This is a genomic window from Streptomyces sp. NPDC055103 (genome assembly GCF_053607625.1).
Genome location: NZ_JBSGTX010000111.1, coordinates 1 through 17,534, shown reverse-complemented (window position 1 = coordinate 17,534; position 17,534 = coordinate 1). Strand labels below are relative to the sequence as shown.

General features: G+C 69.9%; 10 protein-coding genes. 6 read left to right on the top strand and 4 right to left on the bottom strand.

Annotated features, from left to right (window positions below):
- Nucleotides 1–133: 133 nt before the first annotated feature.
- The gene (locus ACWFR1_RS38195; protein ID WP_453560179.1) at nucleotides 134–805 is read left to right on the top strand and encodes a transposase family protein; all 672 of its coding nucleotides are present in this window, start codon (nucleotides 134–136) and stop codon (nucleotides 803–805) included.
- 492 nt (nucleotides 806–1,297) lie between these two features.
- On the opposite strand, the gene ACWFR1_RS38190 is transcribed toward ACWFR1_RS38195, so the two are convergent.
- A complete protein-coding gene (locus tag ACWFR1_RS38190; RefSeq protein WP_453560177.1) occupies nucleotides 1,298–1,432 on the bottom strand; it encodes a hypothetical protein in 135 nt (44 codons plus the stop codon).
- Between the two features lie 273 nt (nucleotides 1,433–1,705).
- Here ACWFR1_RS38190 and uppS point away from each other — a divergent pair, with 273 nt between their 5' ends.
- Nucleotides 1,706–3,340 carry a polyprenyl diphosphate synthase gene (gene uppS, locus ACWFR1_RS38185; RefSeq protein ID WP_453560175.1) on the top strand — a complete coding sequence of 545 codons (1,635 nt, stop codon included), beginning with the start codon at nucleotides 1,706–1,708 and terminating at the stop codon, nucleotides 3,338–3,340.
- 50 nt (nucleotides 3,341–3,390) lie between these two features.
- On the opposite strand, the gene ACWFR1_RS38180 is transcribed toward uppS, so the two are convergent.
- The gene (locus ACWFR1_RS38180; RefSeq protein WP_453560173.1) at nucleotides 3,391–4,032 is read right to left on the bottom strand and encodes a hypothetical protein; all 642 of its coding nucleotides are present in this window, start codon (nucleotides 4,030–4,032) and stop codon (nucleotides 3,391–3,393) included.
- A gap of 523 nt (nucleotides 4,033–4,555) precedes the next feature.
- Between ACWFR1_RS38180 and ACWFR1_RS38175 the strand changes: the two genes are divergently transcribed.
- The 3 genes from ACWFR1_RS38175 (at nucleotide 4,556) to ACWFR1_RS38165 (ending at nucleotide 8,100) form a co-directional block, all read left to right on the top strand.
- Complete coding sequence (locus ACWFR1_RS38175) at nucleotides 4,556–6,088, top strand: Mu transposase C-terminal domain-containing protein (RefSeq protein ID WP_453560181.1); 1,533 nt, start codon at nucleotides 4,556–4,558, stop codon at nucleotides 6,086–6,088.
- Nucleotides 6,085–6,894 (top strand): AAA family ATPase, encoded by an 810-nt coding sequence (locus tag ACWFR1_RS38170; protein WP_453560171.1) that lies wholly within the window; start codon nucleotides 6,085–6,087, stop codon nucleotides 6,892–6,894. The genes ACWFR1_RS38175 and ACWFR1_RS38170 overlap by 4 nt, the downstream gene beginning before the upstream one ends.
- A gap of 66 nt (nucleotides 6,895–6,960) precedes the next feature.
- On the top strand, nucleotides 6,961–8,100 hold the full coding sequence (locus ACWFR1_RS38165) for a hypothetical protein (RefSeq protein WP_453560169.1): 1,140 nt from the start codon (nucleotides 6,961–6,963) through the stop codon (nucleotides 8,098–8,100).
- A gap of 125 nt (nucleotides 8,101–8,225) precedes the next feature.
- Here ACWFR1_RS38165 and ACWFR1_RS38160 read toward each other — a convergent pair whose 3' ends face one another.
- Both ACWFR1_RS38160 and ACWFR1_RS38155 read right to left on the bottom strand, forming a co-directional pair.
- Nucleotides 8,226–10,046, bottom strand: a complete 1,821-nt coding sequence (locus ACWFR1_RS38160) for a Helicase associated domain protein (RefSeq protein ID WP_453560166.1) — start codon at nucleotides 10,044–10,046, stop codon at nucleotides 8,226–8,228.
- Between the two features lie 7 nt (nucleotides 10,047–10,053).
- Nucleotides 10,054–10,548 (bottom strand): DEAD/DEAH box helicase family protein, encoded by a 495-nt coding sequence (locus ACWFR1_RS38155; RefSeq protein WP_453560164.1) that lies wholly within the window; start codon nucleotides 10,546–10,548, stop codon nucleotides 10,054–10,056.
- A gap of 594 nt (nucleotides 10,549–11,142) precedes the next feature.
- On the opposite strand from ACWFR1_RS38155, the gene ACWFR1_RS38150 reads away from it, so the two are divergent.
- Entirely contained in the window at nucleotides 11,143–17,364 is a 6,222-nt protein-coding gene (locus ACWFR1_RS38150) for a DNRLRE domain-containing protein (protein ID WP_453560162.1), read from the top strand.
- The last annotated feature ends 170 nt before the right edge of the window (nucleotides 17,365–17,534 follow it).

The following is a 17,534-nucleotide window of genomic DNA, read 5'->3' as shown; positions in this document are numbered from 1 at the left end:
GAAGCTCCGCTGCAGCACCACCCGAATCACCGCGGTCGTCCGAGCCGTCGTCGCCCTCGAACTCGCCAGCTGATCAAGATGGAAAAGGCTCATTGGGTCCCGGTGGCGGATCCTGCCGCCAGGAAAGATCGCCGTGATCGTCCTGGCCGTACTGCGCCACGACCAACACCTGGCCGACATGGCCGGCGGCAACGACGTGTCCGAGTCCACCGTCCGCCGCTGGCGCGACGAGCTGATCGGACTGCTCGCCGCCCAGGCACCGCGCCTGGACCGCGCCCTCAAACAGGTCGCCGAGCAGGGCGGGGAAGTGGTCCTGGTCGACGGCACCCTCATCCGCACCAGGCGCCGCACCGGCAAGGCCGACCGGCGGAACTACTCCGGCAAGCACCGCACCCACGGCCTGCACTTTCTCGCCCTGACCGACGAGAACGGGCGCCTGATCTGGATATCCGCCGCCCGGCCCGGCCGCACCCACGACAACACCGCCGCCCGCCACGACCACATCCTGGCCCACCTGCGCGCCGCCGGCCTCGGGGCACTGGCCGACCTCGGCTTCCGCGGCCTGGACAACGACATCCTCGACCCCGTGATCGTCACCGGCTACGCCGCCAGCCGCACCCACAAGCTCACCCCAGGCCAGAAGACCGCCAACCGCGTCCTCGCTGTCGGACGGGCACCAGTCGAGCACGGCTTCGCCCACCTCAAGAACTGGCGGGTCCTCACCAAGCTACGAACCGATCCAGCCCGGGCCACCCGACTCCTGCGCGCTCTGCTCGTCCTGACGAACCTCGAAGTCAACCGCTGACGGACGATCTTCTCCTCGGACTCCCGCCCACGACCAGCACGAGTACCCCGAGGACCGATCACACCAGCCCCTTGACCTGGGACTTCAAGTTGGCGGGAACTCACTCTGGTGCGCCGGATGACGATGGACGCCACCGCCGATGCCGCACCGCGATGGTGCACCGCACCCGGTGCGCCGCACCACCCGACGACGCCGCGCACTCGCGCGCGCGCCCGGTGCACCGCACCCGATGTCCCGCACCGCACCGGTGCGCCCACCGCCAACCCCCCTTGTCCAGGTCTGCTACCGAGGACGTTTCCCCTTGACACAGCCTGTTTTGGCTGGCGATCAGGTCGCGGTCAAGGGGGTGTGTGATAGAGGAGCCCGCCCGACCGTGGCGCGCGCCTGGTGCGGTGCGGTGATGCCGACGGAGCGCACCACGACGGGCGGCGCGGTGGCGCGGCAGTGGTGCGGTCCCGATGTGCGCCGCAGCACCGCCGTCCCGGATGCGCTTTACGCGGTGGTCCGGCCCACCGGGTGCGCTTCCATCGGCTGCTTCATCCCGGCGGCCTCCAGCTGGCGGAGTACGTCGGCGACGTACTCCGGCTCCATCGGAGCGAGCGGCGCGGTGACGGTGTTCTCGGGCATGACAGCTCCTCACGTACGGTCCGCCCCGCTTATCGCGGCGGCCTTGGAACTGATGCTCTGATCGCGGCCCTGTGGACAGAGTCCGCGCACCGTCGGTGAGCGCCGCCGGGCTCCAACCAGCCCTTGCTGCCCGGTACCGGCCGGTCGGCGTGTCGTTACTGATGGGGAGGTATCCCGACCGTCCGTCCGTCAGTGGGGAGACGTTGTTGCTGCCCGCGCTGCCCGGAGGCGTGAGGGTGCTACCGACAGCGTGGTCGAAGGGGAGGTCTGTGCATGATGAGCGATGAGACTTTGTCTGGTTCGTCCGAGCTGCGCGAGTCTTACGCGCTGTGCGAGTCGTTGATCAGGCGGTTCCATCCACCGATGTGGCGGGCAACCGAGCTGCTGCCCGCCACGGTTCGCCCCTTTATGCACGCTGTCCACGGCTTCGTTGCGCAGACTGATGACATCGCCGACAGGGACGGAACGGTGTCGGAGCGTCAGCAGCGGCTTGCCCGTTGGTGCGCCGCCACTCGCGAGGGGCTGCGTTCGGGGGGCAGCGGGCATCCGATGCTGCGGGCGTTCGTGGACACGGTGTGGCGGTGGAATCTGGACCGTGCGGTGATCGAGGAGCTTCTGGGCACCTTGGAAGCCGACTGCGTCAGTCCGCCTGTCTTCGAGACGTTCGATGACCAGCGGCGATATCTGAGGGGTACGGGGGGTGTGACTTATGAGCTGTGGTCCCCGCTGCTGGGTGTGAGGGACCCAGAGATGCTGGCGCTGGCCTCTTTGCTGGGAGAGGCGGGCCAGGCCGTGGACAACTTCGAGGACATGCCGGAGGACCTCGCTGCCGGCCGCTGCTACCTGCCGCGCGCTGATCTGCGGGCGCTGGGACTGGAGGTGAGTGATCTCCAGTGCGGCACACGCCCCGGGGCGCTGGCGGAACTGGTGCGCTTGCAGCTCGGCCGCTGGCACGTCCTGCTGGAACAGGCGGCGGCGGTGACGGGCATGGTGGAGCGCCAGTATCGGCCGTTCCTTCACCTGGTGGTACTGGGAAGCCATCTGCAGTTCGACGAGACCGCACTCCGCCAGGAGCGGGTCTTCACTCAGGGCCTTGAGCCGCTGACGTCCGCCGACGGGACCTCTCGCCGCCCGGTATGGCCGCACGCGCAGGTGGATGCGGTACCGGAGCATGTCGCGGTCATCATGGACGGCAACCGTCGATGGGCCTCGGAGCAGGGCCGGCCGGCATCCTGGGGGCATCAGGCGGGTCAGTGGTCCGCGATGCGGCTGGTCAACGCCGCGCTGCGGCTGGGAGTGCGGCACCTGACCTTCTATGCGTTCTCCACCGAGAACTGGTCCCGTTCTCAGGACGAACTGGACGCTTTGTTCGAGATCATGGGCGATGCGATGGCCCGGGGGGGTGCGGAGTGGCTGCACGACCTGGGGGTGCGGGTGCGCTGGTGCGGGCGGCGTGACCGCATCGACGCGTCGCTGGCCTCCGCGCTGACCCTGGTGGAGAGCATGACGTCGAACAACGAGACGCTGACGCTGACCGCCTGCGTCGACTACGGCGGCCGCGAAGAACTGGTCGAGGCCGCCCGCGCGCTGGCCGCCGAAGCGGCCACCGGAGCGATCCGGCCCGAGGACATCGGCCCCGCCGACCTGGACCGGCACATGTACGCACCCGGCCTTCCGGACGTTGATCTGCTGATCCGCACCTCCGGTGAGCAGCGGATCAGCAACTTCCTGCCCTGGCATCTGGCCTATGCCGAGATGGTCTTCGACCCGACGCCCTGGCCCAGCTTCGGTCTGGAACAGCTACGGGAAGCGGTCACCGTCTACGCCGGCCGCCAGCGCCGCTTCGGCGGCACTCTCCCCGGACCCACCCGGCCAACAGAGCCGGCCCGCTCAGCAAAGCCGGCTTAAGCCCTCCTGAGCCCGGGCCCGGGCGTCCTGAGCCCGGGCCCAGGCTTACCTCACGGCTTCGGCGGCGTGTACGTGCCCGCTACGGTCACATACCCCAGCACCGTGTCTTCGCTGAACGCGGACGTGCCGAACGTCGCGGTGTACGCCTCGAGCATCTCGGGGGTGGCGTACAGCGGCACCTCGCTGAGCCGAACCTTCAGCGGCTTGCCCACCGGAACCTTGTCGGTGGACAGTTTCCCCTTCTCCGCCCCGCACCGGAGGGCCGAGGTGTGTTCGACAGTGACGCCGTTGACCTTGCACTTTCCCGACGCCAGTTCGTCCTTCAGAGCGCCCTCCAGGTCGGTGAGCAGAACGTTGCCCAGCGGCGACCGCACCGAGACCCCGCCGTCGAGAGCACCGTTGCCCTTGGCCTTCGGCAGCTTCGTCAGCGAGGGGTCGCCCTTGCCGGACCGCACGGGGAACCGCACCGCCGGACCACCGGAGGACTTGACCATCTCGGCAGGGGCCACAACCTCGACCACCGCTCCCAGCCGGTCCAGCTCCGCCTGGACCGGCTGGGACCACCGGACCTCGACCCAGCCGTCGGAGACCGTGCCGTACTTCTCATCCGCCGCGGACGCCGTCCCGGCGAACTGCGCCAGCAAGGGCGCGGCCAGAGCAGCACCCAGAACGTTTCGTCGTGTCGCACTCATCGATGCGCACCATCCTTCCCCGGGCCGTAGGGCACGACCCGCAAGGAATCCTTCAGGCACCCTGCTGCCTGGTCCGCGGAGAGCCCGCAAACCACCCGAAAGGACGCAAGGAAACTCCGGCCGATGACGCGACACCTCAAACGCCAAGGGACGCCACCCTCACCCAAGACGATCACCGCCCGTGACCCGAGCTTGCCAACTGACGTGCGCCACCCTTGCCTGGGCGTTCTCGCATTCTTGTCTGGTGTGGTTCTCATTTCAGTGTCCGGATGGGTGGATGCGGTTGAGTGGGCTGTTTGGTTTTGTCTTGCGTGGTGTTCGGGGTGATGGGGGAGGGTGTCGGGCTGGACAGTGAGATGAGGACGGTTGGTCAGTGATTGAGAATCAGCTGGTCAGCAAGGTGAATGCTCCAATGGAGTAGGCTCCCTTCTTGATCATTTTTGGTGGGCTGTGGGTGCCCGTTGTGGTGGGGAGCGTGTTGGTGGGGGCTGTGTCGGATGCGGGGGTGTTGCGGCCGGTCGCGGTGCGGCGGTTGCTGGCGCTCGCCGAGCGGGGGGAGTTGACGGCTGGTCATCGGCGGATGGTCGCTGACACGCTGGGGGTGTCGGAGCGGACGGTGCGCCGGTGGCTGGTGGCGGCGCGCGTGGACGGCCGCTTGGAACGGGCTGAGCGCTGCCGGTTCACTCTCACGCCCAAGTTGGCTCGTCGGCTTGCGTTCCACCGAGGGAGCGTGGCCGGGTTGCACCGGGAGTTGGTGGCCGAGGCGGCCGCGGCGGGTGGGGCGGTGCCGTCTTTGGCGACGTTGTACCGGGCGGTTGAGCGGGATGTGTCGCCGGGGTTGCGGGCGGGGATGCGTGGTGGTGAGGCCGCACGCCGGGATCATGACGTGTTTCTTGAGCGGCCTGCCGGTCACCGTAATGACGTATGGGAGACCGACCACGTCCAGGTGAAGGTCGAGGTGGACATCGACGGAACGCCAGGACGTCCGTGGGTGACCTGGTTCATCGACTGTGCGACGCGGGTGATCTGCGGGTTCGCTGTGACCGCGCAGGTCCCTTCCCGGGAGTCGGTGCTGGTGGCGCTCAGGGACGCGGTCTCGCGGGAGGGTGAGCACGGCCCGTTCGGCGGTCTGCCGGGGGCGGTACGGGTGGACCGGGGGCGGGACTTCCTGTCGCGCACGGTGGGGGAGGCGCTTGGGGCGTTCGCGGTCCCGGTGGTGGACCTGCCCGGCTACAGCCCGCATCTGAAGGGCACGGTAGAGGCGTTGAACAGGGCGGCGAAGCAGATGTTCTTCGCCCAGTTGCCTGGTTACACCGCCGCGCCGAGTCTGAAGGGCGGCAGGAAGCCGGCCGCCGGGCAGCGGCTGCTGCCGCTGGAGGCGTTCATCGAACTGCTGGTGCAGTGGGTGGCCTGGTGGAACACCGACCACCGGCCCCGCTCGCTTGCCGGCCGTACACCCGCGGCCGCGTGGGAAGCAGATCTGACCCCGGTCGAGGACGCTGAGCCGGGCGCGCTGCACATGTTCACCCTCGAGGACGACGGGCGGGTGCGCACCCTTACCGGCAAGGGGGTGCGCTGGCGCAGCCGGCACTACGTCAACGCGTGGATGACGGGGCAGGCGGGGCGGAAGGTGCGGCTGCGTTACATGCCGCACCACGAGCACGAGATCGAGGTCTATGACGCCATAACGGGGCGGCATTTGGGGTCGGCGTACCTGTCGAACCGGGCGAGTGCGGAGCAGATCCGTGAGATGAAGCGGGCCCGTGCCAGGGAGGCCGACCGGCTCAAGCGGCTGCTTCAGCCGGCGGAGAAGGACCGCGCCACCCGCTACGCGGCGGCCACCCGCGGCACGCCGGCCGAGGTGCTCGGCACGGTCACCGAGCTGGAGGCCGACACCGCGGTGCGCGCGCTGGCCGCCGCGGACCTGAGCGAGGTGGCGCTGCCCGGGTACCTGCCGCTGCCCGCCCAGCTGCCCGCGTCCTGGACCGCGCCGGACACCAAGAAGCCCGCTGCTCCCTGCCTCGAAGACGACGAAAGCATCCCTGCGCCGCGATGAACGCCATACCCGCCGCCCGCCCTTCTGCCCGTCCGCGACGCGGCCCGCTCCCGCCGCCGCGCGCCGACCACTACCTGTGGCTGCCCGACGCGCACGTGATGGGCACATCGGCGATGAGTCAGACGCTGGCCAATCTCGGGGAGGTGATCGCCGCCCGAGGGATGATGTGCGTCTATGGGGCGGCGGGGCTGGGCAAGACGATGTCGGTCAACGCCTCGCTGCGGGAGCTGGCGCCGGGCGCGACGCGCCGGATCGAGTTCCGCGGCCGGCCCACCGTGCTGGACATTCGCCACAACCTGTTCAACGTGCTCGGTCTGCCGGGCAGACCGCCCAGGCAGCCGACCGCGTTCGACACCCTTCTCAAGGATGTCCTGGCCGATCAGTTCCGGGTCCTGGTCTGCGACGAGGCGCAGTGGCTGCGGGAGGAGTCCTTCGAGTACTTCCGCCACCTGTTCGACGACCTCTACACCGACATCGCGGTGGTCTTCGTCGGCGGCGGCAACACCTACGAGGTCCTGGCCGGCAAGGACATGCTGGCCTCCCGGGTGCACATCTGGCAGGAGTTTCGGCCGCTGACCCGCAAAGAGGTCCTGACCACGATCCCCGCCTATCACCCGGTGTGGCACGGCGTGGATCCCGATGACCTGCTGTACTGCGACGACGTGGCCGCCCACGGCGTCTTCCGTACCTGGGCCAAGATCACCTACCACCTGGGGCGGGCCCTTCAGGCCACCCCCGATCTCGAGGTCAACCGGGACCTGCTGCGCTGGGTCTTCAGCAAGCTCGGCCGCCGCACCCGGCCGTGAGCACTTCCCGGACCCGCCCGCATCTGCCCGCCGCGCCCCGGCGCCGACTGAAGACGCTCACGACCCGTGAACGACATATCTCCTGACGTCACCGTCCTGCTCGACCCCGGCGACGACGCCGCTGTCACCCGCGCGGCGCTCGCCGCACACGCCCCTGCGGCCGGCTTCGTCACTGTCCACCCCACCCCGGGCACCACCAGCGACCGCTACTTCGCCCACGACCTCCTGGCGGCGCTGGGCAAACCCGCACACCTCCTGGGCTTCCCGGACTCGCGCGCCCCGGTGTGGGAGGCCGCCACCGCCTGGCTGGCGGCGATCCCCGCAACACGCCTGACGGTCCTGCGTGCTCACCTGCTCACCCGTACCCGCCTGCAACGCCTGCTCGACCTGCGGGCGTTCACCGGGGCGCACCTGGTCCTGGTGTGCCACCGCTCCCGCCCGACCGCTGCCCTGCGCGACGCTCTCACCGACGTGCCCCACACGCTCGTCCATGCCTCGGCCGCCGGCGACCTCCTCGCCGGGGCAGCCGTGCCCGGCCCGGGCCGGCCTGCCGCGCCGCCGCGGGCTGCCGGCCGCTGGATCACCGTGCCGGCGCTGGAGCGGCTGGCGGACTGGGACGGGGAGGACCACTGCATCGGATGCGTCCCGCCGCCGATAAGGTGGCGCTACCGGACCCGGCCGCGGCCGCGATCGTCACGGACCACCGTGGAGATCACCCGTCGCGTCCACGGCGTCACCGCGCACCCCCGCCTGGCCGCCGCGCTGGCCGCCGCCGTCTTCACCGGCGCCGCAGGGCAGCAACTGGGCACCGCGCGCCTGGCGGACTGGCGCGAGGAGACCTCCACCCTGGCCCTGCACGACCCGCTCGGGCAGATCGACGGCTGCGCCATCCATGCCGTTCCCGCCTGGGCGACCGTCTTCCTGCGCGCCGCCATCCACTTCACCCGCCTCGCCCCCGCACCCGGCGCACCCCTGCTGATCCGTCCCGAGGAGCACCCTGGCTTGCTTCGGCTCGCCGAACAGGCCCGACTGCGCCCACCTCAGCCCAGCACCGACATCGAGCGCGGCGCCGTTCCCGCCCGTGGGATCGAGTGGTTCTACCGAGAGCTGACGGAGTCAGGCATGGACGTCGAGGTGCCAAGGCACGCCCGGCGTCCGCGACTGCGTGTACGGCGTGTCAACAAGCCCTCGGCCGGCGCACCATGACCAGGCCGCGCGGAACCCGCGTGAACTGCTCGCCCGAGGCCGAGGTCGCGGGTGCTGCCGAGCCACGTGAATGCAGGGTCGTGTGCGCGGGGCGGATTCTGCTGCGGTGGGCCCCGCCGCCGGCTTCAGTTCCAGCGCATGCCGAGCTGGTCGAGGGCCTCGATGCGCTGCGGGTGCAGTCTTGCTCGGCGGGAACGCTGGTTGGAGATCCATATCCCGAGCTTGGTCTCGGAACCGTCAATGATCTCTACGTGTGTGCGGGGGACGTTCAGGTGCCCTTCACGCTGTGCGTAGGCGGCCGCGGCGGCGAGCTTACGCGCGAACGTCTTGTCGTGCGTGACGCGCGGCGTACTCCGGGGCCCACCGCCGGTGGGTGTCACGCCGAGCCCGGTCAGCAGCCGGCGCTGTTCCTCGTGGAGGATGTCCCAGTCGGTGCGCTGGCGGGCCGCCCAGCCGCCAATGTCTTCCCCCGCCACCATGTGCCCGGGCGCGATATCCACCGAACCGCCGGCGGTGAGGTGCTGCTTGAGGAGGGCGTAGCGGCGCTGCCAGGGTAGCGGCCACGCGGGGCACCAGCAGGGGTCGACCTGGGCGAGCGCTGCCTTGCGCGTCTCGCTCAGCGCCCCTGGTGCGCCGACGGCAAGGCGTGCCTCCCGGCGCCGGTTGGCCAGCCATACACCGATCGGGAAGCCGTCCACGACCGCGCTCTGCTCGGCCGTCAGGTGACCATGGACGGCGTGGTAGGCGCGGGCCACCTGCAGCCCCGTGGTGAAGGCGTGGTCGGGGTGGCTCCACACCATGCCCAGCCGCTCCAGAGCCTCGATGCGTACTGCGGCCAGCCGCCGGGTGTTGTAGGCCTTGCGCTGGTCGGCGATCCAATGCCCCACCGGAAAGGCGCCGTCCTTCGCGTGGAAGGGAACGGCCAGGTGGCCGTGGGTGGTGTGGAAGCGGCGGGCGGCCGACCATCCGCGCAGCCAGCCGCGGCGCTCGAGGTTGATCACGCGCAGTCTGACGAACTCCGCGATGTCGGCGGGATGGCGGTCGGTGGCGAACAGCAGCGGCCCTTCCAGGCGGGCCGCGCCCGCGGCGCCGCCGCCGGGCCAGGCGGCGAGCCGGTCGACCACGTCGGTGTCGTGGGCGGCCAGCGCGGCCAGGACCTTGACCAGCGGCAGGTAGGCCCCGGAGGCCAGCCAGTCCTCGGACTGCTCGTCAGGGGAGAGGAAGACCGGAACGATCAGGGAGGCGACCTTGTTCCCGCGCGGGCTCTGCCTAAGGGCGCGCCCGACGGTCTGGACGGTGTCGACGATCGACTCCCTGGGGTCGGCGAAGACGACCGCGTCCACCTCGGGGATGTCCACCCCCTCGGCCAGCACCCGGGCGCTGGACAGCACACAGCGCTCCGCCACCACCCCGTCCGCGTCCCAGCCGCGGGCGAACTCAGCCAGCACCTGCCGCCGGTGACCCATCCCGTGTCCGCCGTGCAGCCAGCCGGACCACACCCGCCGCGGATAGACCACCGGATCCGCGGCCCACAGCTGACGGGAGGCCTCCGGCGACGCCTGGGCGAACGCGCGGGCGTCCGCGACGCGGTGATGGAACGTCATCACCCGGTCGAGCTGATGGATGGCTGCGGTCTTGAGCACGGCCGCCGTCAGCGCCTCCAGCCGCGCCACGCTTATATCCGCCTGTACGTCTTCCTCCGGCCTCCCCTCTGCCAGGGTCTCGGCGCCGATCTCCATCACGATGATCTGGTAGCGGGCCAGCAGCCCGCGAGCGATGGCTTCGGCGAGCGAGAGCCGGTAGACCACCGGCCCGAAGACCCGCTCGTCATCCATGGACGCCGCCAGCATCGGCCCGCCCTGGGCCTCCTCGTCGTCTTCCGTGGCCCAGGGATCGGCCACCCGCGGCGTCGCGGTCAGATACAGCCGACGTTCCGCCGGCAGCACGGCATCGTCATGGACCGCAGCCCCACGCCCTACCCATCAAGCCCGAGGTCCTGTGGGCCTCGTCGACGACCACCAAGTCCCACCGGCGAAGCCCCGCCCTATGAGCCTCGGCGAGCACCGGCAGCGACGCGTACGTGGCGAACACCGTCACCCGCCCCGCCCCGCCGGCCCATCCCAGCAGCTCCCGCAGGTCGGTGGTGCAGCGCACCCCGGCGGCATCCAGCTCCGCATCCGTGCGCAGCGAGCAGACCGCCACCATCGCCCCTGCGCGGCCGGCCTCCCGCCAGGCGGCAACCGTCTGCACCAGCAGATCCAAGGTCGGCACCAGCACCAACGCCCGGCCCGAGCGCGCCACTCGCAACGCGGTGTGCGCCCCCATGAAAGTCTTGCCCGTCCCGCACGCCGAGACGATCGTGGCCCGCAGTCCCGTACCGGCAGGCGGAACGTTCCCCAGGGTGCGCACCGCCGCGTCGACTGCCTCGGTCTGATGCGCTCGCAGCACTGCCTTCCCACCCCCGTGCCGGCTCCCGCCCTGCCCGTACCCGGCCGTGGTTCGCCTGCCGCGGATCGCGCGCCGCGTTGTCCGTCTTTCGTCGGGCGGCGAGCCTCAATTCCAGGTGCACCAGCCCGAATCCGCAGATCAACAGATCTGCAGCCTGCAGTCTACGTGCGAGCTCTGCCTCTTCTCGGTGTCGTGGACACCGCCCCTGAGCCCTTGCCTGCCACAGGTCCGTCGGCGCCACCAGGGGGAGCGGCCGGGCGCGCTCCGGCCCTGGGAGGCGTAGGCGCGGACGGTGCCGGGGGTGTTGCCGAGGGCCGCGGCTACCTCCTTGTCGGTGAGGAGGTCGTCGGGGTGTTCGCCCGCGGGCAGCGGGGGGATCGGGCGTGCTCTTTCACGCCCCGCGTGAGCATCAACTCGTTGCGCCTAAGCAAGCAGACACGTCCCTCTTCACGAGAACTTCACTGAGAGGAATAGGATCCTCCGCTAGCCGCACAGGCGGCTATTCCAAGGGGAGGGATTTTACGTATGACTGACTACATATCACCACCAGACTGGACAGGTGGGAGATGGTTGACCAGACGGACTTTGCGGAGGGTGGCGCTCGCTACGGCGGCCGTGCTGGCCATCGAGACCGCCATCGTGCTGGAGACCACGGGGCAAGCTGTGGCTCTGCCGTCGCAGCTCCCAGCGGTCGACAACACCCCGTATCCGACTGAAGCGGCGGATCTGCCGTCGGCTACGGTCGCGGCCCGTCTGTCGGGCAATCGGGTGGAGGCGTTGTCGGAGCGGACGGAGTCGGCGACGACGTGGGCGAATCCGGACGGCACGGTGACGACGGATGCCGCGTCGGGCCCGGTCCGTTTCCGCGACAAGGCCACGGGCGCCTGGCGCACCGTCGACGTCAACCTGACAAAGTCTGCCGATGGTTCGGTCGTCGCCAAGGACCATCCGCTCGGTCTGAAGCTCGGGGCCAGGACCCCGGCGGTTCAGGCCGCGCGGGTGATGGCGTCGGGTGACGGCGGTGAGGCGCAGACCACCCCGGTTCCACTGGTGTCCTTGGACGCCGGCGAGGGCCGTGCGCTGGATCTGTCGTGGCGTGGTGTTCTGCCGGAGCCGGCCCTGTCGGGGACGACGGCCCGGTATACGGACGCGCTGACGGCGACGGACCTGGTCATCGAGTCGACGCGTACGGGCTTCGAGCAGTTCCTGGAACTGAAGGACCGCTCCGCGATCGACGCGACCGGTTCGGTCACGCTGACGCTGAACGCCAAGGGCATCACCGTTAGGCAGAACGCCGACCGGTCGGTGACCTTCCTGGATACCGAGTCCGGCAAGCAGGTCGGCGTGCTGCCGGCGCCGGAGATGTGGGACGCCACGCTCGATCCGCAGTCCGGTGAGCACACCCGGCGGGCCGACGTCGGCCTGAAGGTGACGCAGAACGGTGACACGGTCGACCTGACCCTCACCCCCGATGCGGCGTTCCTGGCCGACCCGGCCACCACGTTCCCCGTCACCGTCGACCCGGCGGTGAACATCGGGGCGAGCTTCGACACGTTCGTGCAGCAGGGCTACGCCGTCGACACCTCCGCGCAGACGGAGCTGAAGCTCGGCAACAACGGCTCCGGCCAGATCGCACGCTCGTACCTGTCGTTCCCCATGGCGAAGATCGCGGGCAAGCAGGTCCTCAGCGCGAAACTGAACCTGTGGAACCACCACTCCTGGTCCTGCTCCGCCCGAAGCTGGGAGGTCTGGGACACCGAACTGGCGACGGCGAACACGCGGTGGACGTCCCAGCCGCGGTGGAACGGGAAGTGGGCCACGTCCACGGCCACGAAGGGCGCCACGTCTTCCTGCGCCGACGGCTGGGTCAGCCAGGACCTCACAACCCTGGCATCGGCCTGGTCCGGCAACGGCAACGCCACGAACACCCTCGGCATCAAGGCCACGGACGAATCCGACTCATACGGATGGAAGCGGTTCCACTCCGGCAACTCGGCTTCGTACACGCCATACATGTCGGTCACGTACAACACCGTCCCGGTCGCCGGAAGCCCTACCAGCGCCACCCCAGGCCGTACGACCGCGGGCAAGAACTGGGTCACCACGACCACGCCCGCCCTCAAGTACACCGCGAGCGACGCCGAAACCACCACGCTGCGCGCGAAGTGGGAGCTGTGGGACGGCACCACCAACGTGGAGGTGTACGACCCCGGCACCCTCACCCCGGTCACGAACAAGACGGTCTCCCACACCGTGCCGACGGGCAAGCTCGTCAACGGCCGCACCTACCACTTCTCCGGCCGCGTCTACGACGGCAACGCCTGGTCGAACTGGCTGCCGGACTACTACTTCACCGTCGACACCACCAAGCCCGCCACCAGCACCATCACCTCCAGTGACTACCCGGCCAACACCTGGTCCGGCACCCCCGACGCGAACGGCCAGTTCTCCGGCTCGTTCGCCTTCACTCCGCCCACAAGCGACGTGACCGAGGTGCAGTACAAGCTGGACGCCGGGGCCTGGCAGTCCGCTGCCACCACCGGCACGACCGTCACCAAGACCCTGACCTTCGCCGCGGGCAAGCGCACGGTCACCGTCCGCACGGTGGACCCGGCTGGCAACGTCTCTACAGAGAGCGGCTACGTCTTCTACGCCGGCTCCGGAGCCGCCCTGCTGACGCCTGGCCAGGGCGAGCGTCCGGCGCGGCGTGTGGCGCTGTCGGCCGAGGGCCAGACCTCGTACACCGGTGTGACCTACCAGTACCGGCGTGGGGAGACCGACGCGTGGAAGAACGTGCCGGTCGCCGATGTCCGCAAGGGCACCGATGCGGTGTCGTCATGGCCGGTCGCGGTCACGGGCGGCAAGCAGGCGGGGCTCACGTGGAACATCACCGACACGCTGGCTGAGGACGGTCCGATCGAGGTGCGTGCCGCGTTCACCGACGGCACCACTACCGCCTACTCCCCGGCCAACGACATCACCGTCGACCGCAACGCCGGCACCGCCCCCTCCGAAGAGGCGGGCCCGGGCTCGGTGAACCTGCTGACAGGTGACTACACCCTCTCCGCGACCGACGCTTCCCTCTTCGGGCTGTCGGTGTCGCGCACGGCGTCTTCGCGCCGCGCGGACGCGGGTGCGAAGCAGGAGGGCCAGGCCGCGATCTTCGGTCCACAGTGGACCTCCGGCACCGTCGCTGAGATCACCGAGTCCGACTGGGCGTATGTGAGGCAGACCTCAGGCACTTCGGTGGCGCTGGTCGACGTCGAGGGCGAGGAGCTCGGTTTCACCGCCACCACGGGCGGCGGCTGGAAGCCCGAGCCTGGCGCCGAGGACCTGACGCTGACCGGCTCCCTCACTGGTTCCTTCACGCTGAAGGACACCGAAGGCACCCTCACCGTCCTCACAAAGCCCGACGCTGCCGCCACGACGTGGCAGGTCGCTTCCAGCACCATGGACGGCCTCGCCCAGACCACCACCACGGTCATTTCCGAGACCGTCACCGGTACGGACGGCAAGAAGCTGGCCCGCCCTAAGCTGGTCATCTCCCCGACCTCCGCCGCCTCGGCCACCACGTGTACGGCGACGCCGTCGACGAAGGGCTGCCGGGCACTGGAGTTCGTCTACGCCACCGCTACCAGCGCAACCGCCTCGGTCTTCGGTGACTTCGTCGGTCAGGTGAAGGAGATCCGCGGCTGGTCCACCGAGCCCGGCGCCGCCACGGCGAGTGCGAAGACGGTGCAGAGGTACGCGTACGACACCACGGGCCGCCTGCGCGAGACGTACAACCCGCTGATCACCCCGGCGCTGAAGACCCAGTACGCCTACGACACCGCCGGCCGCGTCACCAGCCTGACCCCTGCCGGTCAGCTGCCGTGGTCCTTCACCTACGGCAAGGCAGGCAACGCCGCCACCGCTGGCGACGGCATGCTACTGAAGGCCAGCCGCTCCGGTCTGCAGCAGGGCACCAAGGACATCGAATCCGGCACTGCGTCGACCTCGATCGTCTACGACGTCCCGCTCACCGGCACCAACGCCCCCTACGCCATGGGCGTCGCAGACGTGCAGGCATGGGGCCAGTCTGACGCCCCGTCGGACGCGACCGCCGTCTTCCCGGCCGACGCCGTCCCTGCCGCGCACTCCGGTGACGGCCTGACCGCCTCCGACTACCACCGCGCGACGGTCACCTACACCAACGCCTCCGGGCGTGAAGTCAACACCTCGGCGCCGGGCGGGCACATCTCCACCACCGAGTACGACCAGTTCGGCAACACCGTCTGGGAACTCTCGGCCAGCAACCGCGCCCTCGCTCTCGGCGGCACGCCCGCGGACCAGGCCACCCTCACCGACCTCGGCATCAACGACTTGCCTTCTGCGGACCGAGCCGACCTGCTCACCACGACCTCCGTCTACGACACCAAGGGACAGCGTGAGCTGGAGGAGTTCGGACCGTTGAGCCGGATCTCGCTGAACGGCGAGTCGGCCGTGGCCCGCTCCTGGACCGTCAACGAGTACGACGCCGGGCGTCCCACGGACGGCACGGCGAAGGTCGAGGACCAGGTCACCAAGGTCACCACCGGCGCCCAGCTTCTGGGCACCACCACCATGGCCGACTCGCGCGTCACCCAGACCGTGTACGACTGGGTCAAGGGCCTGCCGGTCAGGACGGTCAAGGACCCGTCCGGTCTCGCGATCACCGACACCACCGAGTACGACGCCCAGGGCCGGATCACCAAGCAGCTCCTTCCCGGCGCGACCGGCACTGACGCGGGCACCCGCGTGACCACCTACTGGTCGGGCACCGGCACCGGCACCTGTGCTGGTCGCCCGGAGTGGGCCGACCAGGTCTGCTCTACCGGCCCGGCGGGTGCGATCACCGGCGGCGGCACGAACCCGGACCAGCTGCCGGTCACCACCAGCGAGTACGACTGGTGGGGCAACGCGGCGAAGGTCATCGAGACCGCGAACGGCATCACCCGTACCACCACCAGCACCTTTGACACTGCCGGCCGTCCGACCAAGACCGTCATGACCGGCGGTGTGGGCCAGGCGGTTCCGGAGTCGACGGTCGAGTACGACCCGACCACCGGCCAGGCCGTCAAGACAACGTCCCCGACGGGCGGGACGATCACCAAGGAGTACGACAGGCTCGGCCGCCAGACGTCCTACACGGACGCCGACGGCGGGGGCACCATGACCGAGTACGACCTGCTCGACCGTCCGGTCAAGGCGACCGACTCGGCCCCGTCTACGGTGACCTACACCTACGACACAACCATCGAGCCGCGCGGCTTGGCCACCAAGACGACCGACTCCATCGCCGGTGCCTTCGAGGCCCTCTACGACGCGGACGGCTCCGTCACCTCGGAGAAGCTTCCCGGCGGCTACACCCTCACGGTGAAGGAGGACACCACCGGCGCCATCCTGTCGAGGGTTTACACCCGTGACAGCGACGGCCAGGTCGTCTACTCCGACACCGTCGCCGAGTCCGTCCATGGCCAGGTCACCCGCCACGACGGCTGGTCCGGCCAGGACTACACCTATGACGCCCTTGGCCGCCTGACCGCCGTCAACGACACCGGCGGTGACATCTGCACGCGCCGCAGCTACGGCTTCGACAAGCGCGCCAACCGCATCGCCCTCACCACCGCCGAAGGCACGGCCGGCGCGGCCTGCCCGACCGCCGAAGGAACCACCACCACCCACGCCTACGACAGTGCCGACCGTCTCACCGACACCGGCTACGTCTACGATGCCTTCGGCCGCACCACCGCCCTGCCCGGTTCCCAGATCGGCTTCTACACCAACGACCTGGTCCACCAGCAGACCGCGAACAACCAGCGCCAGACCTGGCAGCTCGACGCGGGCCTGCGCTTCCGCTCCTGGACCGTCGAAGAGAACACCGACGGCACCTGGACGCAGACCGCGGCCAAGGTCAACCACTACGACAGCGACGGCGACAACCCCCGCTGGATCACCGAGAACCCCAGCGACGGCAGCATCACCCGCAACGTCGACTCGGCCTCCGGCGCCCTTGCCGCCACCACCGGCAACACCGGCGGCACCGTCCTGCAGCTGACCAACATCCACGGCGACATCTCCCTCCAGCTGCCGCTGGACCCGGCCGAAGCCCCGCTGGTCCTGGACAGCGACGAGTACGGCAACCCCCGCTCCGGCCAGCCCGCCACCCGCTACAACTGGCTCGGCGGCAAGCAGCGCTCCAGCGAGACCCTCACCGGCCTCACCCTCATGGGCGTCCGCGTCTACAACCCGGCCACCGGCCGTTTCCTCTCCCTGGACCCGGTCTATGGCGGCAGCGCCAACGCGTACGACTATGTCAACGCCGACCCGCTGAACTCCTACGACCTCGACGGCAGGTGGAGCTGCGGCTGGTGCAAGAAGAAGTGGAACAAGTTCAAGCGGAGCAGTGTCGGCAAGCACATCCGCAAGTACCGCACGTTCTACGGCGGAGTCGCGGCCTTCGGTATCGGCATCGTCGGTGCGGCCTGTATCGCCGCCACGGCGGGTATCTGCGCGGGCGCTGGCGGCCTGATCATCGGCGCCGCCTTTGGCGCGGGCGGCGCGGCCGTCAACTACCGCATCGCCAACTCCAAGCGCACCCGATCCGGCTACTACAAGCGGATGGCGTTCGGTGCGGCGACCGCCTTCGGCGGAGGCGTGTGGAGCCGGTTCCGGCTCCGCGGCTCCCCGCAGAGCCCCAAGCGCTGGCTCGACTCCTTCCGGCGTGAGAAGAACTTTGGCACGCGCCGCGGCAAGGTCCACGTGCACTGGGGATTCGGCACCAGGTGGGTCCGGTAACCGCATCACAGTGATCCGTGACCTATGACCGCCCGGCGCGGGCGATGACTCGCTAGCGTCACCCCGAGGGGCGGGCCCCCCCCGGGGGGCCGCCCCCCCCCCCCCCCCCCCCGGGGCCCCCAAAACAACCCCCCCCCCCCCACCAAAAACAGGCGCGGAAAGTGGGCGGG

Bases quoted from the DNA above. Each gene is read 5' to 3' on its own strand.
- ACWFR1_RS38190 (WP_453560177.1), bottom strand. From the start codon at position 1,432: ATGCCCGAGAACACCGTCACCGCGCCGCTCGCTCCGATGGAGCCGGAG.
- ACWFR1_RS38180 (WP_453560173.1), bottom strand. From the start codon at position 4,032: ATGAGTGCGACACGACGAAACGTTCTGGGTGCTGCTCTGGCCGCGCCC.
- ACWFR1_RS38170 (WP_453560171.1), top strand. From the start codon at position 6,085: ATGAACGCCATACCCGCCGCCCGCCCTTCTGCCCGTCCGCGACGCGGC.
- uppS (WP_453560175.1), top strand. From the start codon at position 1,706: ATGATGAGCGATGAGACTTTGTCTGGTTCGTCCGAGCTGCGCGAGTCT.